This window comes from Aneurinibacillus sp. Ricciae_BoGa-3 (assembly GCF_028421645.1).
Lineage (GTDB): Bacteria > Bacillota > Bacilli > Aneurinibacillales > Aneurinibacillaceae > Aneurinibacillus_B.
Genome location: NZ_CP116887.1, coordinates 1,524,886 through 1,549,181 on the forward strand (window position 1 = coordinate 1,524,886; position 24,296 = coordinate 1,549,181).

Annotated in this window: 18 protein-coding genes, 7 tRNA genes, 2 rRNA genes, 1 other RNA gene and 1 pseudogene; 24 read left to right on the forward strand and 5 right to left on the reverse strand. The window is 47.2% G+C overall.

The window, feature by feature from the left end; all coding sequences use genetic code 11:
- Positions 1-5: 5 nt before the first annotated feature.
- The 12 genes and pseudogenes from rrf to ytfJ all read left to right on the forward strand — a co-directional run.
- Positions 6-122: ribosomal RNA gene (gene rrf, locus PP175_RS07835) — 5S ribosomal RNA — on the forward strand.
- A 378-nt stretch (positions 123-500) separates the two neighbouring features.
- Positions 501-3,514, forward strand: a 23S ribosomal RNA gene (locus PP175_RS07840).
- A gap of 67 nt (positions 3,515-3,581) precedes the next feature.
- Positions 3,582-3,673, forward strand: a tRNA-Ser gene (locus PP175_RS07845).
- Positions 3,674-3,680: 7 nt separating this feature from the next.
- Positions 3,681-3,756 (forward strand) — tRNA-Thr (locus tag PP175_RS07850).
- A 28-nt stretch (positions 3,757-3,784) separates the two neighbouring features.
- Positions 3,785-3,861: transfer RNA gene (locus tag PP175_RS07855), tRNA-Met, on the forward strand.
- A 5-nt stretch (positions 3,862-3,866) separates the two neighbouring features.
- Positions 3,867-3,940, forward strand: a tRNA-Trp gene (locus tag PP175_RS07860).
- 13 nt (positions 3,941-3,953) lie between these two features.
- A tRNA-His gene (locus PP175_RS07865) sits at positions 3,954-4,029 on the forward strand.
- A gap of 6 nt (positions 4,030-4,035) precedes the next feature.
- Positions 4,036-4,112 (forward strand) — tRNA-Arg (locus PP175_RS07870).
- A 47-nt stretch (positions 4,113-4,159) separates the two neighbouring features.
- A tRNA-Ser gene (locus PP175_RS07875) sits at positions 4,160-4,248 on the forward strand.
- Positions 4,249-4,413: 165 nt separating this feature from the next.
- Positions 4,414-5,085, forward strand: coding sequence for a DUF2953 domain-containing protein (locus PP175_RS07880; protein ID WP_272442222.1), 672 nt, complete (start codon positions 4,414-4,416; stop codon positions 5,083-5,085).
- A 31-nt stretch (positions 5,086-5,116) separates the two neighbouring features.
- Entirely contained in the window at positions 5,117-5,584 is a 468-nt protein-coding gene (locus tag PP175_RS07885; RefSeq protein ID WP_272442223.1) for a DUF6884 domain-containing protein, read from the forward strand.
- A gap of 137 nt (positions 5,585-5,721) precedes the next feature.
- Positions 5,722-6,120 (forward strand): annotated as a pseudogene (gene ytfJ, locus PP175_RS07890) (GerW family sporulation protein); the annotation flags it as partial.
- 810 nt (positions 6,121-6,930) lie between these two features.
- Here ytfJ and pyc read toward each other — a convergent pair.
- On the reverse strand, positions 6,931-10,386 hold the full coding sequence (gene pyc / locus PP175_RS07895) for a pyruvate carboxylase (protein WP_272442224.1): 3,456 nt from the start codon (positions 10,384-10,386) through the stop codon (positions 6,931-6,933).
- A 186-nt stretch (positions 10,387-10,572) separates the two neighbouring features.
- Between pyc and PP175_RS07900 the strand changes: the two genes are divergently transcribed.
- The 4 genes from PP175_RS07900 to PP175_RS07915 all read left to right on the forward strand — a co-directional run bounded on the left by PP175_RS07900 (position 10,573) and on the right by PP175_RS07915 (position 14,562).
- Positions 10,573-11,478 carry an RluA family pseudouridine synthase gene (locus PP175_RS07900; RefSeq protein WP_272442225.1) on the forward strand — a complete coding sequence of 302 codons (906 nt, stop codon included), beginning with the start codon at positions 10,573-10,575 and terminating at the stop codon, positions 11,476-11,478.
- 184 nt (positions 11,479-11,662) lie between these two features.
- Positions 11,663-12,712, forward strand: a complete 1,050-nt coding sequence (locus PP175_RS07905) for an ABC transporter substrate-binding protein (RefSeq protein WP_272442226.1) — start codon at positions 11,663-11,665, stop codon at positions 12,710-12,712.
- 100 nt (positions 12,713-12,812) lie between these two features.
- A complete protein-coding gene (locus tag PP175_RS07910; RefSeq protein ID WP_272442227.1) occupies positions 12,813-13,775 on the forward strand; it encodes an ABC transporter permease in 963 nt (320 codons plus the stop codon).
- Positions 13,768-14,562, forward strand: a complete 795-nt coding sequence (locus tag PP175_RS07915) for an ABC transporter ATP-binding protein (protein WP_272442228.1) — start codon at positions 13,768-13,770, stop codon at positions 14,560-14,562. Before PP175_RS07910 ends, PP175_RS07915 begins: the two co-directional genes overlap by 8 nt.
- A 62-nt stretch (positions 14,563-14,624) precedes the next feature.
- Here the strand turns inward: PP175_RS07915 and PP175_RS07920 are convergent, their stop codons facing one another.
- Positions 14,625-15,125, reverse strand: a complete 501-nt coding sequence (locus tag PP175_RS07920) for a DUF2062 domain-containing protein (RefSeq protein WP_272442229.1) — start codon at positions 15,123-15,125, stop codon at positions 14,625-14,627.
- Positions 15,126-15,313: 188 nt separating this feature from the next.
- Between PP175_RS07920 and PP175_RS07925 the strand changes: the two genes are divergently transcribed.
- Entirely contained in the window at positions 15,314-15,706 is a 393-nt protein-coding gene (locus PP175_RS07925; protein ID WP_272442230.1) for an ATP-binding protein, read from the forward strand.
- A gap of 66 nt (positions 15,707-15,772) precedes the next feature.
- Entirely contained in the window at positions 15,773-16,837 is a 1,065-nt protein-coding gene (locus PP175_RS07930) for a YkvA family protein (protein ID WP_272442231.1), read from the forward strand.
- Between the two features lie 207 nt (positions 16,838-17,044).
- On the opposite strand, the gene PP175_RS07935 is transcribed toward PP175_RS07930, so the two are convergent.
- Both PP175_RS07935 and PP175_RS07940 read right to left on the reverse strand, forming a co-directional pair.
- Positions 17,045-17,701: a peroxiredoxin gene (locus tag PP175_RS07935; protein ID WP_272442232.1), complete on the reverse strand. Its 657-nt coding sequence runs from the start codon at positions 17,699-17,701 to the stop codon at positions 17,045-17,047.
- A gap of 82 nt (positions 17,702-17,783) precedes the next feature.
- Positions 17,784-18,272 (reverse strand): N-acetyltransferase, encoded by a 489-nt coding sequence (locus tag PP175_RS07940; RefSeq protein ID WP_272442233.1) that lies wholly within the window; start codon positions 18,270-18,272, stop codon positions 17,784-17,786.
- A 230-nt stretch (positions 18,273-18,502) separates the two neighbouring features.
- Between PP175_RS07940 and PP175_RS07945 the strand changes: the two genes are divergently transcribed.
- From PP175_RS07945 to PP175_RS07955, 3 genes are all read left to right on the forward strand, one after another.
- Positions 18,503-19,435, forward strand: a complete 933-nt coding sequence (locus tag PP175_RS07945; protein WP_272442234.1) for a hypothetical protein — start codon at positions 18,503-18,505, stop codon at positions 19,433-19,435.
- 57 nt (positions 19,436-19,492) lie between these two features.
- A complete protein-coding gene (locus PP175_RS07950) occupies positions 19,493-19,798 on the forward strand; it encodes a hypothetical protein (protein ID WP_272442235.1) in 306 nt (101 codons plus the stop codon).
- Between the two features lie 77 nt (positions 19,799-19,875).
- The gene (locus PP175_RS07955; RefSeq protein ID WP_272442236.1) at positions 19,876-20,436 is read left to right on the forward strand and encodes a non-oxidative hydroxyarylic acid decarboxylases subunit B; all 561 of its coding nucleotides are present in this window, start codon (positions 19,876-19,878) and stop codon (positions 20,434-20,436) included.
- Between the two features lie 83 nt (positions 20,437-20,519).
- On the opposite strand, the gene PP175_RS07960 is transcribed toward PP175_RS07955, so the two are convergent.
- The gene (locus tag PP175_RS07960) at positions 20,520-20,885 is read right to left on the reverse strand and encodes a hypothetical protein (RefSeq protein WP_272442237.1); all 366 of its coding nucleotides are present in this window, start codon (positions 20,883-20,885) and stop codon (positions 20,520-20,522) included.
- A gap of 274 nt (positions 20,886-21,159) precedes the next feature.
- On the opposite strand from PP175_RS07960, the gene rnpB reads away from it, so the two are divergent.
- The 3 genes from rnpB (at position 21,160) to PP175_RS07975 (ending at position 24,276) form a co-directional block, all read left to right on the forward strand.
- Positions 21,160-21,545, forward strand: an RNA gene (gene rnpB / locus PP175_RS07965) — RNase P RNA component class B.
- A gap of 79 nt (positions 21,546-21,624) precedes the next feature.
- Positions 21,625-21,930, forward strand: a complete 306-nt coding sequence (locus PP175_RS07970; protein ID WP_272442238.1) for an iron-sulfur cluster biosynthesis family protein — start codon at positions 21,625-21,627, stop codon at positions 21,928-21,930.
- 24 nt (positions 21,931-21,954) lie between these two features.
- Positions 21,955-24,276 carry an AAA family ATPase gene (locus tag PP175_RS07975; RefSeq protein ID WP_272442239.1) on the forward strand — a complete coding sequence of 774 codons (2,322 nt, stop codon included), beginning with the start codon at positions 21,955-21,957 and terminating at the stop codon, positions 24,274-24,276.
- The last annotated feature ends 20 nt before the right edge of the window (positions 24,277-24,296 follow it).

The window sequence follows — 24,296 nt, forward strand, 5'->3', positions numbered from 1 at the left end:
TGCTGTCTGGCAATATTGGCGAAGGGGTCACACCTGTTCCCATCCCGAACACAGAAGTTAAGTCCTTCAGCGCCGATGGTACTTGGGCGGCAACGCCCTGGGAGAGTAGGACATTGCCAGGCCGGCAACCTTGCCGAAAAAAGGATCGTCTACTAAAAGCGCAACGTGCCATCGTTAACATGCGCAACGTCCTGTTGCGTTAACGATGTTAGACCGTCCTGGTCGTCGCTGTTGCAACGTAGACGTTAGCCCATCCGTGGGCGTCAATTTTGCACTTTGAAAACTGAATCATGGAAGAAACAATGCGCAATAGGAAAATCCAATTGTAAAAACCTTTTAGGTGAAACCGGATTTCCATGAAAGAAAGCGGCATGAGAAGCGAGAGATTCAAGGCGCGGCAGGACCGAGCAGCGGAGCGTATGCTTTTGATACGTGAGCAGCACAGGGACAACGCAACGCAGAAGATCGACGCTGATCAAGACGCTTGATTGGAAACCAGAGGTTAAGCTATGAAGGGCACACGGTGGATGCCTTGGCGCCAGGAGCCGAAGAAGGACGTGGCGAACTGCGAAATGCTCCGGGGAGCTGTAAGCAAGCGTTAATCCGGAGATGTCCGAATGGGGAAACCTACGATTCGTAATGGGATCGTACTCCTGCCTGAATCCATAGGGCAGGTAGAGGCAGACCAGGGGAACTGAAACATCTAAGTACCCTGAGGAACAGAAAACAATAGTGATTCCGTAAGTAGCGGCGAGCGAACGCGGAGAAGCCCAAACCGGAAGGTTCGCCTTCCGGGGTTGTAGGGCGTCTCACATGGAGTTACAAAAGACGGTCATAGATGAAGCGACCTGGAAAGGCCCGTCACAGAAGGTAACAACCCTGTAATCGAAATGGCCGTCTCTCCGAGACGTACCCTGAGTACCGCGAGACACGTGAAACCTCGTGGGAAGCTGGGAGGACCATCTCCCAAGGCTAAATACTACCTGGCGACCGATAGTGAACCAGTACCGTGAGGGAAAGGTGAAAAGCACCCCGGGAGGGGAGTGAAAGAGAACCTGAAACCGTGTGCCTACAACTAGTCGGAGCACATTAACTGTGTGACGGCGTGCCTTTTGTAGAATGAACCGGCGAGTTACGGTTGCGTGCGAGGTTAAGGTGAGAAGCCGGAGCCGCAGCGAAAGCGAGTCTGAACAGGGCGATTCAGTACGCAGCCGTAGACCCGAAACCGTGTGATCTACCCATGTCCAGGGTGAAGGTGCGGTAACACGCACTGGAGGCCCGAACCCACGCACGTTGAAAAGTGCGGGGATGAGGTGTGGGTAGCGGAGAAATTCCAATCGAACTCGGAGATAGCTGGTTCTCCCCGAAATAGCTTTAGGGCTAGCCTCGGATTTACTGTACCGGAGGTAGAGCACTGATTGGATGCGGGCCCCTCGCGGGGTACCAAATTCAGTCAAACTCCGAATGCCGGCTACAGATATCCGGGAGTCAGACTGCGAGTGCTAAGATCCGTAGTCAAAAGGGAAACAGCCCAGACCACCAGCTAAGGTCCCTAAATCTTCACTAAGTGGGAAACGATGTGGAGTTGCCCAGACAACCAGGATGTTGGCTTAGAAGCAGCCACCATTTAAAGAGTGCGTAATAGCTCACTGGTCGAGTGACTCTGCGCGGAAAATGTAACGGGGCTAAGTGAAGTACCGAAGCTGTGGCTTGACACCGTAGGTGTCAGGGGTAGGGGAGCGTTCCTGCAGCGGTGAAGCTCGACCGGAAGGACGGGTGGAGCGGCAGGAAGTGAGAATGCCGGTGTAAGTAGCGAAAAGAAGGGTGAGAATCCCTTCCGCCGAAAGCCTAAGGGTTCCTGAGGAAGGCTCGTCCTCTCAGGGTTAGTCGGGACCTAAGCCGAGGCCGAAAGGCGTAGGCGATGGACAACAGGTGGAAATTCCTATACTACCTCTACTTCGCCCAGCCCTTTATATAATGAGGGGCCCCATGAAAGTAAATGAATCTGCTTCAAAGCCTTTTCATCACTTTCATGGGTATAGTGACGGAGGGACGCAGGAGGGTAAGGCAAGCAGACTGCTGGTTATGTCTGTCCAAGCAATGAGGCGTGTGTATAGGCAAATCCGTACACTGTAACGCCAGGTTGTGATGGCGAGGGAAATTTAAGTACCGAAGTTCCTGATCTCACACTGCCAAGAAAAGCTTCTAGCGAGAAGTAAGGTACCCGTACCGCAAACCGACACAGGTAGGCGAGGAGAGAATCCTAAGGCGCGCGAGAAAACTCTTGCTAAGGAACTCGGCAAAATGACCCCGTAACTTCGGGAGAAGGGGTGCCCCGCTAGCGTGATAAGCGTGAGGGGGTCGCAGTGAAAAGGCCCAAGCGACTGTTTAGCAAAAACACAGGTCTCTGCGAAGCCGCAAGGCGAAGTATAGGGGCTGACGCCTGCCCGGTGCTGGAAGGTTAAGGGGAGCGGTTAGCGCGCAAGCGCGAAGCTGTGAACCGAAGCCCCAGTAAACGGCGGCCGTAACTATAACGGTCCTAAGGTAGCGAAATTCCTTGTCGGGTAAGTTCCGACCCGCACGAAAGGCGTAACGACTTGGGCACTGTCTCGGCAAGAGACTCGGTGAAATCATACTACCTGTGAAGATGCAGGTTACCCGCGACAAGACGGAAAGACCCCATGGAGCTTTACTGCAGCTTGATATTGAATGCTGGTATGATTTGTACAGGATAGGTGGGAGCCTTTGAACCCGGACCGCCAGGTTCGGTGGAGGCATCCTTGGGATACCACCCTGATTATGCCGGCCTTCTCACTCGCATCCCTTATCGGGATGGAGGACCGTGTCAGGTGGGCAGTTTGACTGGGGCGGTCGCCTCCTAAAGTGTAACGGAGGCGCCCAAAGGTTCCCTCAGAATGGTTGGAAATCATTCGCAGAGTGTAAAGGCACAAGGGAGCTTGACTGCGAGACCTACAAGTCGAGCAGGGACGAAAGTCGGGCTTAGTGATCCGGTGGTTCCGCATGGAAGGGCCATCGCTCAACGGATAAAAGCTACCCTGGGGATAACAGGCTTATCTCCCCCAAGAGTCCACATCGACGGGGAGGTTTGGCACCTCGATGTCGGCTCATCGCATCCTGGGGCTGAAGTAGGTCCCAAGGGTTGGGCTGTTCGCCCATTAAAGCGGTACGCGAGCTGGGTTCAGAACGTCGTGAGACAGTTCGGTCCCTATCTGTCGTGGGCGCAGGAAATTTGAGAGGAGCTGTCCTTAGTACGAGAGGACCGGGATGGACGCACCGCTGGTGCACCAGTTGTTCCGCCAGGAGCATCGCTGGGTAGCTATGTGCGGCCGGGATAAGCGCTGAAAGCATCTAAGCGTGAAGCCCCCCTCAAGATGAGATTTCCCACAGCATAAGCTGGTAAGACCCCTTATAGATGATGAGGTAGATAGGTTCGGGGTAGAAGTGCGGCAACGCATGGAGCTGACGAATACTAATCGGTCGAGGGCTTAACCCAATTTTTAAGAAATTCCTAACGCATTGTTACTTCCAGTTCAGTTTTGAAGGTGCAAGCCGTTTTTTTTGGAGAGTTACCCAAGAGGCTATAAGGGGCTCCCCTGCTAAGGGAGTAGACGGGTCAAACTGTGCGAGGGTTCGAATCCCTCACTCTCCGCCATATTTAGGCTCTTGTAGCTCAGTAGGTAGAGCGCATCCATGGTAAGGATGAGGTCGCAGGTTCGATCCCTGTCGAGAGCACCATTTTAACTTTTTTAATGAATAAAAATTTGGCGGTGTAGCTCAGCTGGCTAGAGCGTACGGTTCATACCCGTAAGGTCGGGGGTTCGATCCCCTCCGCCGCTACCAAGTTTAGGGGCATAGTTTAACGGTAGAACAGAGGTCTCCAAAACCTCCAGTGTGGGTTCGATTCCTACTGCCCCTGCCAATTTCAAATGATGGCGGTCGTGGCGAAGTGGTTAACGCATCGGATTGTGGCTCCGACATTCGTGGGTTCGATTCCCATCGATCGCCCCATGCTATGTCCCAGTAGCTCAGTTGGATAGAGCAACGGCCTTCTAAGCCGTGTGTCGGGAGTTCGAATCTCTTCTGGGACGCCATTTAAAATATCCCGCCTTTATTTTGGCGGCAGGCATTATGTATATGCGGAGGGATACCGAAGTGGTCATAACGGGGCGGTCTTGAAAACCGTTAGGGTGCAAGCCCACGCGGGTTCGAATCCTGCTCCCTCCGCCATTCCTATATTAATTAATGAAGATAAAACCTTCCCATAATAAGTGGAAAGGTTTTTTTAGTTTAATGGCCTCATCATAGCTGAAAAGGCGGTTTCTACTATCTATACGGCATGATTGGACAAGAAAGTGTCCATACTAGATGTTGGGAAAGGTGGATAGAACCTCTATGAACGGATGGATTATAGCAGCTATCGTACTGTGCTTACTAATAATTTGGATTTGGTTTACTTCAATACGTATTGAAATTCAATACAAAAGAGAGAACGAGAATGACCATTTGGAAATAAAATTTTCGATATGGAAGTTCATACGTTACAAAATAACCATAAGTATGCTGCAGATTCAAAACCTGGTTAAAGGAATACCATTTACCCGGCATGCAGAAACTGAGGAAGGAAATGATGTTACGGATAAAAAAAGGGGAAAGTTTACACGGCAGGATGTACATAGGATTAAAGATACTGTGACGGAGTTAATGCATAACGTACATGACTTCCGGCTTATTGCAAAACGTGTTATGCGTACGTTACGCTGCGAGAAATTGGAATGGACCACCACTGTAGGTCTGGGTGAGGCACCAGCTACGGGGGTGTTCACCGGTATGGTATGGGGAATAAAAAGCGTAATTGTCGGATTTTTTACGCGTTATATCACACTCCGGACCGTTCCTCATCTCCAAGTAATCCCTGAATTTAACCGCGAGCAGTTCGACGTCAAATTCGCCTGCACATTAAGAGTCAAAATTGGAGCGGCGATCATTACAGGCTTTCCCATTGTTATGAGTTATTTGCGGGGTGGAAGTGAAGCCAGCATGGCTAAAATTCATTCTAAGGTATAGCGAAATGTTATTGTGAAGAAGGTGCAATTTAATGAACCGTTTATGTATTATCCCGTGTGGAACCGCAAAAATATGGGACAAGAACCCGCTGCAGGGCCCAACTGAAGCAAAAAATGCATATATAGGGCCATATGGCAGAGCATGCCAAGCGTACGCGGATCGCTTTTTTACGGATTGGGTGATTCTATCTGCTAAACACGGCTTTCTGTTCCCAACAGATCCAGTACCGGAAAATTACAATGTATCTTTTAGTATGAATCATCCAGATGTAATCAGCGTCCAAGAATTAAAAAGGCAGGTGGATGAGAAACAGCTTAGTGGTTTCGATGAAATTGTTGTAGTTGCCGGGAAAAAATATAAAAGGGTCATAGAACAAGTATTTGGGGATGGCTATGTTTATCGCTATCCTTTACAAGGGTGTAAGGGCATCGGATATATGCTTCAGAAGTTAAAAAATGCGGTGCAAACCAGCGAGGAAATTGGTCAATCTGTAAGTTAAGTTTGGCATCCGTTTAGGCAGAATTAAAAAAATCTGCGAATGCCTCACTTTGTATAAACATGATGTTGCGGGGAAAGCTAAGAAAGGTATAAAAACCTGCTTCATCAAGTATGAGTACTTTTAAGGGAGGTAGTGAAATGGCAGATCATCCAATAGAAGGTCTTATGAGAACCGCAATGGAAAATATTAAGCAAATGGTTGATGTCAATACGATTGTGGGCGATCCAGTCCAAACACCAGATGGAAGTGTCATTCTACCCGTGTCTAAAGTGGGTTTTGGATTTGCCGCAGGGGGCAGCCAGTTCGATACAAATGAAGAAGTAAAAAGGACAGTCACCGATCTAACTTCAGTAGGGAATCCGGACATGCCGTTTGGCGGAGGAAGCGGTGGGGGGATCTCGATTACGCCAGTTGCATTTCTTGTTGTATCGCGTGATGGAGTGCGTTCCATTTCTCTTCAAGGGCAATCGCATCTTTATGAACGTATGCTTGATTTGGCCCCAACAGTAGTGGAAAAAATACAATCCATGTTTAAACAGTATACCGGTCAGGCAATGCCACAGATGGGTATGGGCAATCAATCTATGGGTACAGCGGGCATGGGCAATCAACCTATGGGTACAGCAGGCATGAGCAATCAGCCTATGGCTACAGCGGGCATGGGCGCTGTGCCAGTTGGTACGGCCGGTGTAGGTGCTGGTATGAGTACTTCTCCAGTCGGTACAGCCGGTGTCAGCGCAACTGGAGCGGGTACGGCTGGTGTAGAAGCAGCAGGAACGACAGCTGCACAAGCGGCAACTTCCCCCGCCACTACTGGTATGGATGTTGGAGTTACACAGGCTGCTGATATGCAGGCAACTGGCATGCAGGCTGCCGCTCAGCCGCAGACAACACAACATACGACACAGACTACGACCGAAATGGATACGCAGTGAGAAAAACATCGCGGGCCATGCCGCTCTCTCCTTTCCCCTCATAGAAGATTTTATGGCCGCTTTGTGGAACGACGGGCGGACCGGCAAAACATCTGGGTATCTCAATGTTGGAGACAGTTTGCCGGTCTTTTTCGCCCTCTGTTCCACACGCTCCATTAGAAAACTAGGTTGCGGCCAAGTTATAGTGCAGGCAGCGACCTAAGTTGCACTTATGCCGAAAGGTAAATCGAAAGACTTTTCGGCCTGGGGGAAAGAAAGGTGCGGACATGCGCCTCACGATGTTTTCCTTGGGTGTTTTGGGACCGGTGGTCCCGTTTAAAAAATCGTTCAACTTACTTCAACACGTTAAAGCAAAATATACTTTCCTATAAGATAATAAAGACCGCTGGGTTTCTCCCAGCGGTCTTTGCTTTATTTCTTCTCAATAACCATAAGCAAATCATTGGACTCAATTGATTCGCCTTCACGCACATGGATTTCTTTTACTACCCCGTTGAACGGAGCCTGCATCGTGGTTTCCATTTTCATGGCTTCCGTAACAAGAAGATGTTCGCCCTTCTTCACTTTATCGCCCTTTTCTGCCATGATTTTTAACACCTTGCCAGGCATCGAGGCGCCAATGTGCCCAGGGTTAGCAGGGTCCATTTTTACACGCTGTTGAACAGTAACTTTCGCGGAAAGATCGCGGATTTCAATTTCCCTTGGCTGTCCGTTTAATTCATAATAAATGGTTCGCATACCATCCGGTCCTGTTTGCCCAATGGAAACAAGCTTGACGATAAGCGTTTTCCCTTGCTCAATGTTGACTGCTATCTCCTCACCAAGCCGCAGCCCATAGAAGAATGTAGGCGTATCAATCACCGACACGTCACTGAATTCCGCCTGGCGTTTCTTCATTTCCAGGAACACCTGCGGGTACATAATGTACGACAGGATATCATAATCCGTAACCGGATTTCCTAGGTTTTCTTCCAGGGTGGTTCTTATTGCGTTAAAGTCAGCAGGAGGAAGCAGCTCACCAGGGCGGCTGGTGAAGTAATCCCGTCCTTTTAAAATCACTTGCTGTAGCTTATCCGGGAACCCGCCGTGCGGCTGTCCAAGGTATCCCTGGAAGAAGGTGATTACAGACTCTGGGAAATCAATATTTAATCCCTTTAGATAGACGTCTTCCTCAGTTAGGTTGTTTTGCACCATGAATAACGCCATGTCGCCAACCACTTTGGACGAGGGGGTAACCTTGACAATATCCCCGAACATTTTATTTACAGTTCCGTACATTTTCTTCACTTCGTCCCAGCGATCGCCGAGTCCCACAGCCTTAGCCTGTTGCTGCAGGTTCGTGTATTGGCCGCCTGGCATTTCATGTTGATATACCTCAGCATTGGTTGACTTCATGTTGGCTTCAAAACCGCTGTAATATTGACGCACATCTTCCCAGTAATCGGAAAGATTCTGGTAATTCTCCTCTTCAAAGCCTGTTGCACGCTCATCGTACCCTAGAGCCGAAACAAGCGCATTGAGGCTTGGCTGTGAGGTGAGGCCTGACATGGAGCTTAAGGCAACATCCACAATGTCTACGCCCGCTTCGCTCGCTTTAAGGAGAAGCGCGCCGCCATTCCCGCTTGTATCATGTGTATGCAGATGAATCGGTATGCCAATTTCCTGTTTAAGAGCTTTAATTAGCTGATAACCAGCATAGGGTTTCAACAGCCCTGCCATATCTTTAATAGCAAGGATATGGGCTCCTGCTTTTTCAAGCTCTTTGGCAAGGTTTACGTAGTACTTCAAATCATATTTGTCACGCTTAGGGTCCAGAATATCTCCGGTATAGCAGATGGCTGCTTCAGCAATCGCGTTGTTTTCCCGCACAGACTCGATTGCCAGGCGCATTCCTTCTACCCAGTTCAAGCTGTCAAAAATCCGAAAAACATCTATGCCGGCTTCCGCAGACTTGTTAATAAATTGTTTGATCACATTATCAGGATAATTCGTGTACCCTACGGCATTCGCTCCTCTGAACAGCATTTGAAATAAGATGTTCGGGATTTTTTCCCGAAGCTGCATCAGCCTGTCCCATGGATCCTCATTTAAAAAGCGCATCGTTGTATCAAATGTGGCGCCTCCCCACATTTCAAGGGAGAAGAGATCAGGAGCCAGTTTGCCGGTTGCCTCTGCAATTTGCAGAAGGTCATGTGTTCTCACTCGGGTAGCAAACAAAGATTGGTGTGCGTCGCGGAATGTTGTGTCGGTAATAAGCAGCTTTTTCTGCTCCTGGATCCACTTCACAACACCTTCCGGGCCTTTTTCCGTCAGTATTTGCTTTGTACCATTAGGATAGGGTTGCTTCACAGATGTAAATGGAATTCTCGGCTCATTAAACAAGGGTTTTTTGTCCTGTTTAGGAAGCCCTGGATGACCATTTACGATCGTCTGTGCAATATAGGACAATATTTTAGTTCCGCGGTTTTGGCGATTTGGGAACTCAAACAGTTCCTGGTGTGAATCAATGAACGATGTATCGTAATCTCCTTTTAGGAAAGTAGGATGCTGCACTACATTTTCTAGGAAAGGTATATTTGTTTTTACGCCGCGGATACGGAATTCCTTCAGGGTACGGAGCATTTTTCTTGCCGCCCTCTCAAAAGAGCTCGCATGCGTGGAGATTTTAACAAGCAGCGAATCATAGTGCGGCGTTATCGTAGCGCCAGGGGCTCCGATCCCTGCATCCAGCCTTACGCCAAACCCGCTTGCGCTGCGGTAGGCCAGCAAGCGGCCCGTGTCTGGAAGAAAATTCTTCTGCGGATCTTCTGTCGTTACGCGGCATTGAATAGCATAGCCATGCATCTGAACGCTTGATTGGGAAGGGATTTGAATTTCCACGTCCTCAAGCGCATACCCTTCTGCGATACGAATTTGCGATTGAACGATATCGATGCCCGTAATCATCTCGGTAATGGTATGTTCCACTTGTACGCGCGGGTTAACTTCAATAAAATAGAATTTTCCGTCAGGCGTAACGAGAAATTCCACTGTTCCGGCATTCACATAACCAACCGATTGGCACAAACGAATCGCTGAATTGCATATGTCTTCCCGCTGCCGCTCGCTCAGCGACAGGCTTGGGGCGATTTCTACAACTTTTTGGTGACGCCGCTGAATGGAACAGTCGCGCTCAAACAAGTGTACGGTATGGCCGTGGCTGTCGGCTAGAATTTGAACCTCAATATGCTTCGGTTGTTCAAGGTATTTCTCCAGATATACAGCCGAATTGCCAAAAGCTGATTTCGCTTCAGAACGGGCACGCTCCAGACTATCCTGCAATTCTTCCGCTTTGCGGACGATACGCATGCCGCGGCCGCCGCCGCCGGAAGCTGCTTTAATGATAATCGGGTATCCGTGATCCTTGGCAAAGCGCAGTGCTTCTTCGTACTTGCTGATGGGTTCCGGTGTACCCGGGATAACGGGTATCTCGGCCTGAATCGCAATCTGGCGCGCTGTAACTTTATCACCGAACACTCTGATATGCTGGGATTTAGGGCCAATAAAAACAATGTTTTCTTCCTCACAGCGGGATGCGAATTCTTCATTTTCTGAAAGAAAACCATAGCCCGGGTGAATGGCATCTACATCATGCCGCTTGGCAGTCTCAATGATGGCTTCAATATCCAGATAGGCCTCAATAGGACCTTTACCGGCACCGATTTCGTAAGCTTCATCGGCTTTAAAGCGATGAAGAGCAACGTTATCCTGTTCCGAATATACAGCAACTGTGCGTATGCCCAGCTCTGTACAGGCACGGAAAATCCGAATGGCAATCTCTCCACGGTTTGCCACTAGAATCTTCTTGAATCTTTTGATTTCTGCCATTGACCTCTCCCTTTCTGGTGTGTATAAAAATACCTTGTTCTAATTATCATAACATAAAAAAATAAATAATTATAACGTATAAAATTAAAGTAAATGTTCGTTGGAGAGTGTTTTCGCTTTACGTTTGCCTGTATAATAGAACGGTTAACTGCCCACAAGACGGCAGAAGATAGAGGTGATATACAATTGAAGAAACAGTATGAAGGAAAAACAGCACAGATTCTCACCTTCACCGTTGGGATTGAGGGGGAGAAAAATGTGCGGAGTTTTCTGCGCCAAAAACATGGGATTTCACGCAGTCTGCTTGTGGAATTGAAGCATGTGCAAGGAATTAAGCTCAACGGGAAACCAACCTATCTGGATCACCCCGTACAAACCGGTGATATTGTGCAGCTGTACTTACCAGAAGAAGAATCGGATAACATTATTCCTGAGAACATTCACTTTCCTGTTGTATATGAGGATGAGGATATAATCGTTGTGAACAAGCCTTGCGGAATGTGTGTGCATCCTACGATGCTTCACGGTACAGGTACGCTCGGCAATGCTGTCGTCCACCACTGGAACCAGCAGGGCATTTCCCGCAAATTCAGGCCTGTAAACAGGCTGGACAAGGATACATCAGGCCTTCTCGTGGTTGCTAAAAGCCAGTATGCCCACCAGCAGCTTGCCATAAGCCAGCAGGAAGGAACGATACAGCGTTACTATCAAGCACTTGTGGACGGACGGGTGGAGCAAGACTGCGGTACGATCGAAGCGCCTATTAAGCGGAAGGCGGAATCGATCATGGAGCGTATGGTAAGCTGCGACGGGCAGTTTGCCCGCACTCATTATGAAGTGCTGAAGAGATTCGCATCTTTTACCTGGCTGCGGCTGAAGCTCGATACAGGCCGCACCCACCAGATTCGCGTGCATATGCAATATGCCGGACACCCTTTGCTTGGCGATGATATGTACGGCGGACCATGCACCCTCATATCCCGTCAGGCTCTCCATGCGGGAGAATTGAGTTTCCCCCACCCGCGCCTAAAACGGGCGATGCGTTTTGAGGCGCCTCTTCCGGAAGATATGGCTCAGATTATACGAGGATAAATTCATGGACTCTTTTGAAGAGTCTCGGGTTAAAGTATTAGAAAATTTTTATTTAGGTGTAATTTTTTATTGCGATTAGGCTTTAAAGTATGTGAGAACATGCTATAATGTATCTACTTACATAAAGGGACATTTAAAGTCCTGCAATTAAGATAATAACGGGGAAAAGCGAGGGGTCTACACAATGAAAAACAAATGGCTGGGTATTTTCGTTGCCATGCTCATGTTAGTTCTAAGTGCCTGCAGTGCCGGTACACAGAATACAGCGAAACCTGCAGATGCCAGCGCAGGAAGTTCTGCCAGCACATCAGGCAAAATATACAACATCGGAATTTCCCAGATTGTTGAGCATCCGGCACTGGATGCAGCCCGCAAAGGGTTTATTGATGCCTTGAAAGAAAATGGGCTGGAAGACGGCAAAAATTTAAAAATTGACTATAAGAACGCGCAGAACGATCAATCAACAAACAATACTATTGCCCAGGGGTTTGTTGCGGATAAGAAAGACTTAATTCTTGGCATTTCCACACCAAGTGCCCAGGCGGCCTTGCAGAATACGAAGGATATACCGGTTTTGTTTACCGCTGTATCTGACCCTGTAGGCGCGAAACTTGTTAAAGATCTGAAAGCACCTGGCAACAATGTAACAGGAACTTCTGATACGCCGCCTGAGGCGATAGCGAATGTGGTCCAGTCTATGCACGATTTATTTCCACAGGCGAAAAAAGTCGGCATTATTTATAACAGCGGGGAAGCCAATTCTGTCGCGAATGTAAAAAGAGCGGACGATGAAATGAAAAAAGTAAACCTCACGCCGGTTGAACAGACGGTTACCAATACGAGTGAGGTTAAGCAGGCGGCTGAATCGCTTGTAGGCAAGGTTGATTTACTCTACATTCCACAGGATAATACAGCCGTTTCCGCTATTAAATCCATTGTTGGTGTTGCGCAAGCCAATAAAATCCCTCTCTTTGTAGGGGAGAAAGAATCGGTTAAAAGCGGCGGCTTTGCAGGTATCGGGTTTGAATATTATGACCTGGGCCACGCAGCTGGATTGATGGCCGTTAAAATACTAAAGGACGGCGCCAAGCCAGGAGATATGCCGGTTGAATATCCTAAGCAGCTGAGACTTACCATCAATAAGCAAGCGGCTAAAGCCATGGGCATCGATATGGCTAAACTTCCAAAAGCTGCAATGGATAAATGGAAGCCAGAAATACTGGACGGTAAATAGAACAGCAGCCAAAAACCGGGAAAGGATTCTCCTTTCCCGTATCTTTCTTTCCGGCACACTTCTTGGCGAACATCAGCGAGGAAAAAAGAGGAGGATATTCATGGTAGTCATTTTGGGTTCAATTGAATCAGGTTTGATTTTTGCCATATTGGCACTTGGTGTATACTTAACATTTCGCATTTTAGACTTCCCGGATCTAACAGTTGACGGAAGTTTTGCCACAGGCGGGGCATTAGCTGCCACTATGATAAGCGGTGGCGTCTCACCATTCGTTTCAACGATTTCTGCCATTGGTATTGGGCTTGTGGTAGGGGCCGTCACAGGAGTTCTTCATACAAAAGGAAAAATAAATCCGCTGCTCGCCGGTATTCTAAGCATGATTGCCCTTTATTCGATTAACCTGCGCATCATGCAGGGGAAGGCCAATATCCCCCTTCTTGGACAGGATACAATCATTTCACAAATTCAGGACAAACTTGCTTCTATGGGCAATTTCAGCCTTGTTGTATCTTTAGCCATTATCGTACTTATTATAAAATTCATTATTGATTGGTTTCTTCACACAGAAATCGGGCTATCAATTCGGGCCACCGGCAACAATCCCAGAATGATTCGCAGTTTCTCCGCCAATACAGATACAACCATTATAGTCGGCCTTAGTTTATCAAATGGGCTTGTGGCCCTTTCAGGCGCTATCTATGCGCAGTACCAGGGATTCGCGGATATTTCTATGGGTATAGGGATGATCATTATCGGCCTTGCTTCTGTCATTATTGGTGAAGCGATATTTGGAGACCGTTCCATTGTGCGCGCAACTTTTGCGGTCATTGGCGGCGCCATTATTTATCGGCTGGTCGTGGCGCTGGCGATGCGTGAGGGACTTGCCCCTACCGATATGAAGCTTATGACTGCTTTAATCGTTATCGCGGCTTTAATCATGCCTAAGATTACCTCTGGAATCCGGGATAAAAAACGACGGGCAAACCGGCGTAAAACGATTGAAAGGGCGCTGCAGAAATCGGGGTCTCCTTCTCAAGCGGGTGAGGTGAAGAGCAATGCTTAAGCTGGGTAACATTCTTAAGATATTTAATGAAGGAACAGTCGACGAGAAAATTTCCCTGAACCATATTGATCTTGCGTTGGAACCGGGTGATTTTGTCACCATTATTGGAAGCAATGGAGCAGGCAAGTCCACGTTAATGAACATTATCTCCGGTGTACTTGTGCCCGATTATGGTACGGTAGAAATTGACGGGGTTGTTGTAAATGATTTGCCCGAATTCAAGAGAGCCCCGATGATTGGCAGGGTGTTTCAGGACCCGATGGCAGGTACAGCTCCATCCATGACTATCCAGGAGAACTTGGCTCTGGCTTATTCCAGAGACAAACGCAGGGGGCTCAGGAGAGGCGTGACGGCAAAGCGGCGCGAGGAATTTCAAACGTATTTGGAATCTCTGCATCTCGGTTTAGAAAACCGCTTGAATGCAAAGGTAGGCTTGCTCTCTGGAGGGGAACGTCAGGCATTAAGCTTGTTGATGGCAACTTTTACCAAACCTAAGGTTCTGTTGCTTGATGAACATACAGCAGCTCTCGATCCTGCACGAGCCCAGCGTATTACGGAAATAACGGAAGAAATTGTAGCAAGGCAGCAACTCACCACGCTGATGGTTACCCATAATATGCAGCAGGCGCTCGATCTCGGCAATCGTCTTATTATGATGGATAGCGGGAAGATTATTCTCGATGTGCCGCGAGAAGAAAAGAAGAACTTAACCATTGAACGGCTGCTAGATGAATTCCAGCGCCTGCGTGGAGAGAAGTTTGCCAGTGACCGTGCGGTATTAGCCTAACAGACAACACAAAAAACAGACAACACAAAAAAACCCGCCCTGATTTTTGGACGGGTTTTGTATTACGTTAATTTCTTTTTTAATTGCATAGACAGCCTGCGGGATTGTTTTTTCTTTCGGTAGAGGTTCAGGCCGTAAAACACAATCGCATAGCACAGCAGCGATACAATGATGCCGTTTGTCGCGCTCCCTACAAAGAAAGCGGCTCCTTTATGTTTAAGCAGCATCCATAGATCAGGAAGCGAGAAATGGCTCATATGTGCATTTGCCTGATGCTGGATTTGGCTGCCAATTAATTTGCTTCCTACACTCATATTAATAACAAAAAATAGAGGAAGAAGAAATTTTCCTATGATAAAACCAATAAGTGAGGCAGCGAAGTTCCCACGCAAAAGCAGATTTAGTGGGTAGAGGAGTAAAAAAGCTGTCCCAAGAGTAGGCAATGTAATAAATTCGATAAATATCCCTAGAGAAAAACTTCGCGCTATGATCGATGGGGCACCTTTCGCTCTTAGAAGCTTTAAATATTGAAGCTTAAGCTTTCGGTACAAATTAACCAGCATTCGAATTCCTCACCTCTTAATAGCTGCCTTAGCATATATTATTATTATTATTATTATTATTATAGCGTAGAAAAGCGGGGAATGTTAGCGAATCCTGATTTTTTTTGATGTATGACTACTGAATGCAGGACGAATATAAGCCTGTTCGTTTATAATAAGTTCAACCGTTGTTTGCAGGGAGAGATAGAATGATTCAATTACCAATTGAAACGGAAGAAGATGTGATTATGGCAGCAACTTTAGGCAAATCCATTGCCAGGGATATGGGATTTTCCCTTGTTGATCAGACCAAAATTGCGGTAAGTATTTCGGAACTAACACGCAATGTGATAAATTATGCAAATCGCGGCAAAATACGCATTCATGATAAAGACACTTATTTAGAAATAATAGTAGAAGACAGCGGACCTGGGATTGAAGATGTGGTAGAAGCAATGAAAGATGGCGTAACGACTGGCAAGGGCCTCGGTTTAGGACTTTCTGGTACAAAGCGCTTAATGGATGAATTTATCCTGCAAACCGAGGTGGGAATTGGGACCACGATCACCATCAAGAAATGGCTTGAGGTGGAAAGCAATTAAATTTTCTGTTCGATAATCCGTTTAAGAGGGTAAGATAACGGTAAAGGCCAGAAAGGAGAATCATCGATGTATATTTCAGAACAAATATTATCCGCAGCACTAATTCCCCGTTTAAATGCTTTATCATCTGACGTTGATTTTCTCCAACTGCGCTGCAGAGAAGGATTTGCTGCCGTGGAAGCAAATATTCGCCTCCGTTCGGGTTGGATTGGCGCAATATACAGGATTGAAATTCAGGACTTCAGATTTGATGCGAAAGGCCGGTATGTTGTACTTCGCTACCGGGAAGACAGCAGCAGACAGAAAACCGCTCCGCTCGGCCGGCAGCTTTTGCGTGAAGCTGAAAAGGTTTTTACTGGAAAATTTGGCAATCGAACACTCCTTATGAATGCGATCACCAATACAAATGAGTACCATATTTCAGAAGATCAGATAACAATTCAGTTAAGTGCTCTTCTGGAAGCCTACCCTGAACTCCAGCATGTATCGGTGAGGAACGTCGCTTTCACAAACAGCGGGCTGCATCTCGACGTTGAGGTGGCCGAAGGTGCTGCACTGTCAGAAGTGGATCTGCTAAATACACTCTCGGCTGGTATTTCAGAAAACATTCAGTATGCCAGCCAGAACAAAGTGTCGTTGGCAAAGGATGATCCGCTGGCGAGCTATTCCTTAGGGAATGAACAGGAATACCAAAGGTTTTACGACCGGCTTAGGGCACGTGTCGAAGCTTATGTACGTGAGCGGGTGGGCGCCAGCAAAACTTCGATGCTGGCTCCTTATCTTTTGTTAATTCCAGATTTATTTGTTTTACTTGTACGCCTTCTAAGAGATGAGCGGGTAAGCAAAAGATCGAAATCGATTGCGATGCTTGCCATCGGGTACTTTGTTTCCCCGCTAAATCTTATACCTGAGATTCTGCTGGGGCCTATTGGGTTCACCGGCGATATTGTCGTCGCTGTCATGGCCCTGAATAAAATGCTAGTTGATGTCGACGAGAGTATTATTAAGGAACATTGGAATGGCCAGGATAATATTATCGCCATCATCAGAGATGTGGTTGCTAAGGCGGATTCTCTGGTTGGTAACCGGCGCCTCGCGGTCATTAAAAATCTTTTCATGCGTAAAAAGTGAAAGACCAGGAATATACAGATTAGGCAAGGGACCTTGCTGTTATTTTTGTGAATCCTGTATCATCATTTCGTAACAAAAAAAGCGGCTCTGTTAGCAGGACCGCTTTTTTTGATATGCTGCGTTATTTCCCCTGTCTGAAAAGTGTCCCACACGAGGCGATCCCATATCAAAGAGGGGAAAGGACGATCCCGGTGCCCGAAATTCTCTTTATTGCTCTGCGGGCTTCTGGCATAAGTACCAATCCATACAAGGATGTTCAGAGGATTGCAGGCGTTCTTTAACCCCTGCATATGTGCTGGGGGGAGGGACGATCACCGGGTACCCTGGCATCCAGTTAGCCGGTGTTGAAATCTGTTCTTTGTCAGTAAGCTGCATGGCCTCGATGAGCCGGAGAATCTCCGGGATATTGCGGCCGTTTGTCTGGGGGTAATACAGAATGGCTCTAAGAACCTGCTGGCCATCAATGATATACACGCTTCTGACGGTTGTCGTTGAACTTATTCCGGGCGAAACCATTCCGTACAGGTGAGCTATCTTCATGTCGAGGTCCGCAACAACAGGAAAAGGAATCTCCACTCCAGTATGTCGTTGTATATTCTCCAGCCATCCCAGGTGTGAGTAAACACTGTCAACACTTAACCCAATGAGTTTGGTATTTCGTTCTTCGAAGCTGGGCGCGTACTGCGCAAACGCGATAAATTCCGTCGTACATACAGGTGTAAAATCAGCAGGATGCGAAAAAAGTACGACCCATGACCCGGTGTAGTCAGATAGTGTTAATGAGCCCATGGTAGTCTGTGCGGTAAAATCAGGGGCCTTAGCGCCTATCTGAGGCAGACAGACACGTGGTATCGATTGTGACATAGCAGGGAACCTCCTTATTGGTGAGCAATGTTCCCTTTATCGTATGAATAGGCGCATGCCTATGTGCATGCCCAATTCTCTTCTATACGCTAACAGGTGCCAGTTCCTTAATCACCGCAATTTCATCGCAGGCTGGGAATTTGGAGCAGTTAATGCAATCCTTCCACACTTTATGAGGAAGCGTCTCCTTCTGAACCACCTCAAAGCCGCATTTGTCAAAGAACGCACGTTGATAGGTTAAGGCCATTACACGGTTTAATCCCAGCTCTCGGCCCTCTTCAACAAGGTGCGCTACGAGCTGCTTGCCAAGTCCGCGTCCAGCGGCTTTTTGTAAAATGGCAAGGGAACGGATTTCGGCGAGATCTTCCCATAAGATATGAAGCCCGCCGACCCCAAGTATGGAACCCGGATCTGCTACCTCACCGGTATCATCTGCTACGACGGAAAAACAGTGCAGCGTCTCACAAAGGGATAATTTGGACCGCGGAAGCATAAGCCCTTGTTGTGCATATTCGTTGATTAGCTTCATCATACCGTCCAGATCTTGAATTTTTGCTTTTCGAATGATCATACCTGCAGTCCCCTCTAATGATTGTATATTTATTCGTATATAAATATAAATATACAGTCTATCGAAAAAAGTGTCTATAGCAAAATTCGTAAAATCCGCTGTGTGGGCAGATTGGACGAAGCAAAAGCAGCGGTTACAATAAAATAGTAGGGAATGATAAATTTCGCCTCCATGAAAGAAAAGTTCGTGTTATCATAGATAAGATAAGACTATAGAAAAGGAGTCTTGTAATGGAAGGTTTAACCTACACGCCACCCAGTATGTTGAAAAAGGTGTTTCGAGAAGGAGAGAGATCGCTCTCCAGGCAGGAATTGCAAGATCGCCTGCAGAATACATATGGGACACGCCTTGAGGCTATGAATGTAACTGCAGAGCATGTCATTGACAGGGCTGTTGAAGATGGGACGTCTCCGTTTCATGAGGGAAGTTCCCATGCTGTAATAGAGATGGAAAGAATACCGCGCGATCATATTGCTGAGGAAATGGTGCGTTATTTCCTTGAAAATAAAGCTCCGCTCACCGAAGACCAATGTCTGAAAAAACTGCGCAGACTTAATCTTATCTCCTACAGTTTCCCGGCAAGCAAGCTGCCACTTCATAAAGATCCCCGTTTTGTACAGCTTGAAGGATCGGATTTGTGGTACCTTGCACGCTGGAGCCCGGCTAACGATAAGTTATATGACTTTATTGTTGCACGTCAATTGAAGCAGTTTCCTCTGGCCCAGCTTTATATGATTATGGAGCATGAACTTGGTATGTCCCGCAGGGAATTTGTTTTTGTTCCGGAAGGGGACGAGCGTTTTCGCGTAATTGAAGGACTTGTAATTGTATCTTATACAGAAGAAGAGATGCAGAGTATCGAAGCTGCCGCGGTGTCTGCGGAGGAACAACATCTTTTACCCATTAAATCACACGAAGAGGAGGTTGCTGTTACAATGGCGAACGATGTAAAAACAGCAAGCGTATTTGAAGATACTTTACGGAATGCACAGGACTCTGTGGAAAAGTTGCAGACCCGTATCAAAGAGATGGAAGAGGAAGTTCTGGACCAGTTCAAAGTCAACAATCTTGCGGCCATTTCCCAACTTGTTGGTGAGAAGGAAAAATGCGAATCCATTGTTAGAGCACTTGAGAATGTGATGGGACTCGTTAACAACGGCTAAGTGTTTGATTTTTAACGCGCTGATACGTTAACCATGTAAATAAGGATGGCAGTGAGGATGGATAAAATCGCAGGGCTTGACACGCTGGAACATCGCTTTAACAGGCTGCGGACGATTGTGGATAATAAGCGTGTGCACCTTAAATGGATAGAGGAAGACGTCCGGCAATGTTTTCAGGAAAATGATATGGTATCTATTACTCAACTTGCAGCTGAACGCCGGCAAACGATAGCTTTTGTCGAAGCCATTGAGAGGTTCATTGACAAATGGGAACTGCGCTGGCAAGAGTCTGAAGCCGCCTCAAACTGGGTATCTGAAATTAGTGTGCAACACGGTGCAGGAAATAGAGCATCTGGCGTTTAACTGGTTTTACACACAATAAGAAACAAAAAGACGGGAAGCATTCCCGTCTTTTTGTCTTAAATGAAGAGGTGAGAAACATGAAAATGATCGTGGCGATTACAGGCGCAACAGGCTGTATTTTTGGCATACGCATTCTTGAGTTGCTGCGTGACGCAGAAATAGAGACGCATCTGGTTATGTCTAAGTGGGCAGAGGCCAATATTAAGCTTGAAACTTCCTACAAAGTTTCAGAAGTTGTCGCGCTTGCATCGGCTGTTTATTCGCAGCAGAACCAGGCAGCTCCGATATCAAGCGGTTCTTTTCGGGTCGATGGGATGATCATCGCTCCGTGCAGCATGAAAACGCTGGCTTCCATTCGCACCGGTGTGGCAGATAACTTAATCAGCCGGGCGGCAGATGTCATGCTAAAAGAACGAAAAAAATTATTGCTGCTTACAAGAGAGACGCCATTCAATAACATTCATTTGGAAAATATGCTTGCCTTATCAAGAATGGGGGCTGTCATAATGCCGCCTGTCCCCGCTTTTTATAATCAACCGACAACGATCGATGACATCGTAACCCACATTGCGGTGCGTACTCTTGACCAATTTGGAATCGAAAGCAGCAGGGCGAAACGGTGGGAGGGCCTCCGGTGAGGAACAATGGTGTGGAAAGCCGGGGTTTAAATGAAATAAACGGTCGCAGTAAGCGGCCGTTTATTTGTACGCGTTCATTGCGATTACAGCTTTGCAACAGCTAACGATTTTGCTTTATGTTTTTTTGCAAGGTAGCGCCGGGCGAAATTCAAGGCCAGATAGCGGCTTTCGAAAGAGGCAATGCCCTCCGGGACTTCCTCGTCTTTAATGTATACGAGCTCCCCATTCACTTCCACGCGTGGGAACCACTTTTCATCCACGTGCTGCTGATCTGGCTTTTCTGCAACGGACAAACGCTTGGCGCTGGCCCTGTGGCCGAATTTTATATTGGTTAACACTTGAGTCCCTTGCTCCGATACGACTTCTACAACGGATTTTCCCTCGCGCTCAGTCAGTCGTTTAATGGTGTTCACTTTGCCAATGCTTAAAAAAGATACAGTATTCATCATTAACTTTATTGTCTCCCTTCCTCATTCACCTGCATAACAAAAATTAAGGATTTCATACCTAAACATAATTTATTTAAGACATATTACCCCGTTTAAACCTATGCTAAACATATTTACTTAAAAAATGATTAAATGCCCTGAATTTTTTCGAGCGGAGCAGGTCGAAAGAATGAACAATTTTATGAAGGGTGGTTGCCCTATTTACTTTTGTTCAACAATGTTATATAATAGTTCTTGCATAAGTTGACCACACTACAATATGATATACGATAAGAAGCGCGGATAGTCGCTGTCTGTTATGCAGGCAGAGGAAAGTCCAGGCTCGCCCGGACTGCGATGTCCGGAGTGTTTGTGCCTATTGCAAGGTAGGGCAGCCGGTTATTCCGGTTGACGGCGGTGAACCCAGCTACGTCTTTCGTATGAAAGATATGCTGATAATAGCCTGAAAGTGCCACAGTGACGAAGTCTGGCTGGAAACAGTCAGAGTGGAACGAGGTAAACCCCGCAAGCGAGCAACCCAAATTTTGGTAGGGGCATTACCCGGAGGGAATTGAACCGAAAGGGTAAACGGAATGGTATTCCGTAGATAGATGACTATCGCTTCCTGTACGAGGCTGGCAGCCGTTCGCAGTACGGAAGCACAAAACCTGGCTTATAGCGCTTCTTATCGCCAATATATTTAAAAAACCGCTTCTTTGTGAAGCGGTTTTTTTGATAGATAGGTAAGGAGGAAATAGTTGTGAGTATTCACGTTCTAATCCATCCGGAAGTTGTTCACGCTTACAGAAAGTATGCCGATTTTAAAGATGGCGATGTGTATCGTCTTTATGTGCGTACAGCTGGACCGGGTACCGGTGGTCTTTTCTTTGCCATTGACAAAGGCAGACAGGAAGATATTACCGACGAGGATGCTGTGTTTCCTGTTGAAGGCGTAACCTTTTATATTATACCGGCCGATTTCTGGTATTTTAATGGCGGCACGCTCTCCTACAATCGGCTGCTTGGCGAGTATGGATTTGAATTTGACAACCCGGAACTGGCTTAACACGCGGTTGATGAGGTGAATGCGATGGATAAACTCAATGTGGATAACTGGATAAATGATATTCGTGAAGTGGAAAGAATGGCCGACGGCTGGCAGAAAGCTTCCAAAGCGGCTGAACTCCTGTCAAAAGTAAGAATGGCTTCAGCACTTCCTGTCGGAGCAGATCTCACACATGGAAAGGCCATTATTTACCGCATCCTGGGGCAAGCTAGCTGGGAAGCCGGCCGGCAAGGCAGTGCTGCGATGTGGCTGTCGCGGGCGCTTAGTGTTAAAGCGGATGACAAGCAAAGTCAGCAATTAATGAACGCCATAACGCTGGCTGGATTAACCGGCTTAACCAATATTTTTCCCCTCTCGCTTATTCGTGAACTAGACCCTGCCGAGTTCAGACGAAAAGAAATTAGCAGGCTGCTGAAGGTGCTTCATAAATTCCGCATGGAGGAGCTGCCAAACATAGCGGAACAGATTAAAGCCACTGCCGAGTCGGATAAAAATGATGTTTGGAGGAAGCTCCGCTCGCTGGTTCACACCATACTCGAGCGAATTCCAGATGCTGAAGAAGCTGGGGGCACCTATATGGAGTCGATTCAGGGAATGTTTTCTTCCGGTCAACTGCTGGAAGAATTTAATGAATCGATCTCACTTTTAAACACACTCGCAGCGGAGTGGGACGAACTGCTGGCACCCTATAGGGTAGAACATACCAGTGAGCTCACCGCACTAGAAAAGCTGGATCGTTTGATTGGCATGAGGGAAATCAAGTCGCGTATTCATGAACTTTACTATTTTTTGCTGTATCTTAAAATGCGCAGAGAAAAGGGATTTTCCATGAAGGATCAAGTAAGCCTTCATTCCATTCTAATGGGCAATCCAGGAACCGGGAAAACAACCATTGCCCGGTTGCTTGCTGAAATCTACCACGAACTTAACATTCTTGAACAGCCGAAGATCATCGAAGTCGATCGTTCACATCTCATTGGCTCGTTCATTGGCCAGACGGAACAGAAGGTCATGGATGTGATCAAGCAGGCGGTTGGAGGCGTGCTGTTTATTGACGAAGCGTACAGCCTAAAGCGCACAGGCAGCGCAGAGAACGATTTTGGGCAGGTGGCGATTGACACCCTCGTTGCCGCTATGACCGGAGGCGAATATGCAGGCAAATTCGCCGTTATGCTGGCGGGATATCCGGAGGAAATGCGAAACTTCCTGCAAGCGAATCCCGGTCTGCGCAGCCGATTTCCCGAAAGCGGCCATTTTACTCTAGAGGACTTCTCTCAGGATGAACTCATGCAAATCGGAGTTACAATAGCGGATGACAACCAGTTTGTCATGACCGCGAGTGCTCTTGCCAGTCTGTCGGAACGATTGGAACAGGAGAGGGTCGACCAGACGTTTGGAAATGCCCGGGCCGTTAAAAATATTGTACTGGACGCCATTATCGCCAAGGGCAGAAAACTCTCTGCAAGTCAGCAGCTTCCCGAGGATGAGTTTGCCATTCTTTATCCGGAAGATTTTCAGATCCATCTGCCGGAAGTGCGTCCTGCTGTTGAACAGTTGAAAGGTTTGGTGGGCCTTCAGGAGATTAAAGCTGAAATACGAAGGTTGTTTGCATTTTTAACGATACAGCAGGAGAGAAAAGAGCGGGATATGCCTGCTGCTCCTCTACAGTTACATGCCATTTTTACCGGGAACTCCGGAACCGGCAAGTCAACGGTAGCCCAAATATATGCTTCTGTTTTAAAAGAAGCGGGTTTTTTGAAAAGAGGGCATCTGGTGACAGCTGGCCGGGCGGATCTTGTCGGAGAATATGTCGGGCAGACCGCTATAAAAACCGAGCGAAAAATACGCGAAGCGCTGGGCGGCGTGTTATTTATTGATGAAGCGTATTCGCTGTTAGGCGAACGAGGTGATTATGGCAGGGAAGCCGTGGACACATTAGTGGAAGAAATCACCAAGCATAATGAAAACCTGGTCGTGATTTTGGCTGGTTATCCTGAATTAATGGAGGATCTCCTGGACAGCAATCCGGGGCTTCGATCCCGTTTTAAAAAGCGTTTTACTTTTCCGGACTACACGGCGGATGAACTGGTACAGGTTGCGGCCGACTATGCCCGGAATCTTGGCTACGATTTAGAAGACGAGGCAGCAACACAACTGCAGGAGTATTTCCTGAGTGAAAATCAGGATGTTGTTGCCCATGGTAATGCAAGGTTTGCCCGAAGCACGATTGAAGAAGCCATACAGCAACAGGCCAGCCGGTTGATGGCAAATGACGGTTGTGATCGAACACGAAAACAATTAATAACCATTACAAAACAAGATATTCCCCTTACATTCCTGTTATAATGGAAAAAAGAAGAAACCGG

What these genes read in the sequence shown, in the direction of transcription:
- PP175_RS07905 (WP_272442226.1), top strand. Translation starts at nt 11,663, where the DNA reads ATGAAAAACAAATGGCTGGGTATTTTCGTTGCCATGCTCATGTTAGTT.
- PP175_RS07950 (WP_272442235.1), top strand. Translation starts at nt 19,493, where the DNA reads ATGGATAAAATCGCAGGGCTTGACACGCTGGAACATCGCTTTAACAGG.
- PP175_RS07880 (WP_272442222.1), top strand. Translation starts at nt 4,414, where the DNA reads ATGAACGGATGGATTATAGCAGCTATCGTACTGTGCTTACTAATAATT.
- PP175_RS07935 (WP_272442232.1), bottom strand. Translation starts at nt 17,701, where the DNA reads ATGTCACAATCGATACCACGTGTCTGTCTGCCTCAGATAGGCGCTAAG.
- PP175_RS07925 (WP_272442230.1), top strand. Translation starts at nt 15,314, where the DNA reads ATGATTCAATTACCAATTGAAACGGAAGAAGATGTGATTATGGCAGCA.
- PP175_RS07885 (WP_272442223.1), top strand. Translation starts at nt 5,117, where the DNA reads ATGAACCGTTTATGTATTATCCCGTGTGGAACCGCAAAAATATGGGAC.
- PP175_RS07920 (WP_272442229.1), bottom strand. Translation starts at nt 15,125, where the DNA reads ATGCTGGTTAATTTGTACCGAAAGCTTAAGCTTCAATATTTAAAGCTT.
- PP175_RS07975 (WP_272442239.1), top strand. Translation starts at nt 21,955, where the DNA reads ATGGATAAACTCAATGTGGATAACTGGATAAATGATATTCGTGAAGTG.
- PP175_RS07915 (WP_272442228.1), top strand. Translation starts at nt 13,768, where the DNA reads ATGCTTAAGCTGGGTAACATTCTTAAGATATTTAATGAAGGAACAGTC.
- PP175_RS07940 (WP_272442233.1), bottom strand. Translation starts at nt 18,272, where the DNA reads ATGATCATTCGAAAAGCAAAAATTCAAGATCTGGACGGTATGATGAAG.
- PP175_RS07955 (WP_272442236.1), top strand. Translation starts at nt 19,876, where the DNA reads ATGAAAATGATCGTGGCGATTACAGGCGCAACAGGCTGTATTTTTGGC.
- PP175_RS07910 (WP_272442227.1), top strand. Translation starts at nt 12,813, where the DNA reads ATGGTAGTCATTTTGGGTTCAATTGAATCAGGTTTGATTTTTGCCATA.
- PP175_RS07945 (WP_272442234.1), top strand. Translation starts at nt 18,503, where the DNA reads ATGGAAGGTTTAACCTACACGCCACCCAGTATGTTGAAAAAGGTGTTT.
- PP175_RS07930 (WP_272442231.1), top strand. Translation starts at nt 15,773, where the DNA reads ATGTATATTTCAGAACAAATATTATCCGCAGCACTAATTCCCCGTTTA.
- pyc (WP_272442224.1), bottom strand. Translation starts at nt 10,386, where the DNA reads ATGGCAGAAATCAAAAGATTCAAGAAGATTCTAGTGGCAAACCGTGGA.
- PP175_RS07960 (WP_272442237.1), bottom strand. Translation starts at nt 20,885, where the DNA reads ATGATGAATACTGTATCTTTTTTAAGCATTGGCAAAGTGAACACCATT.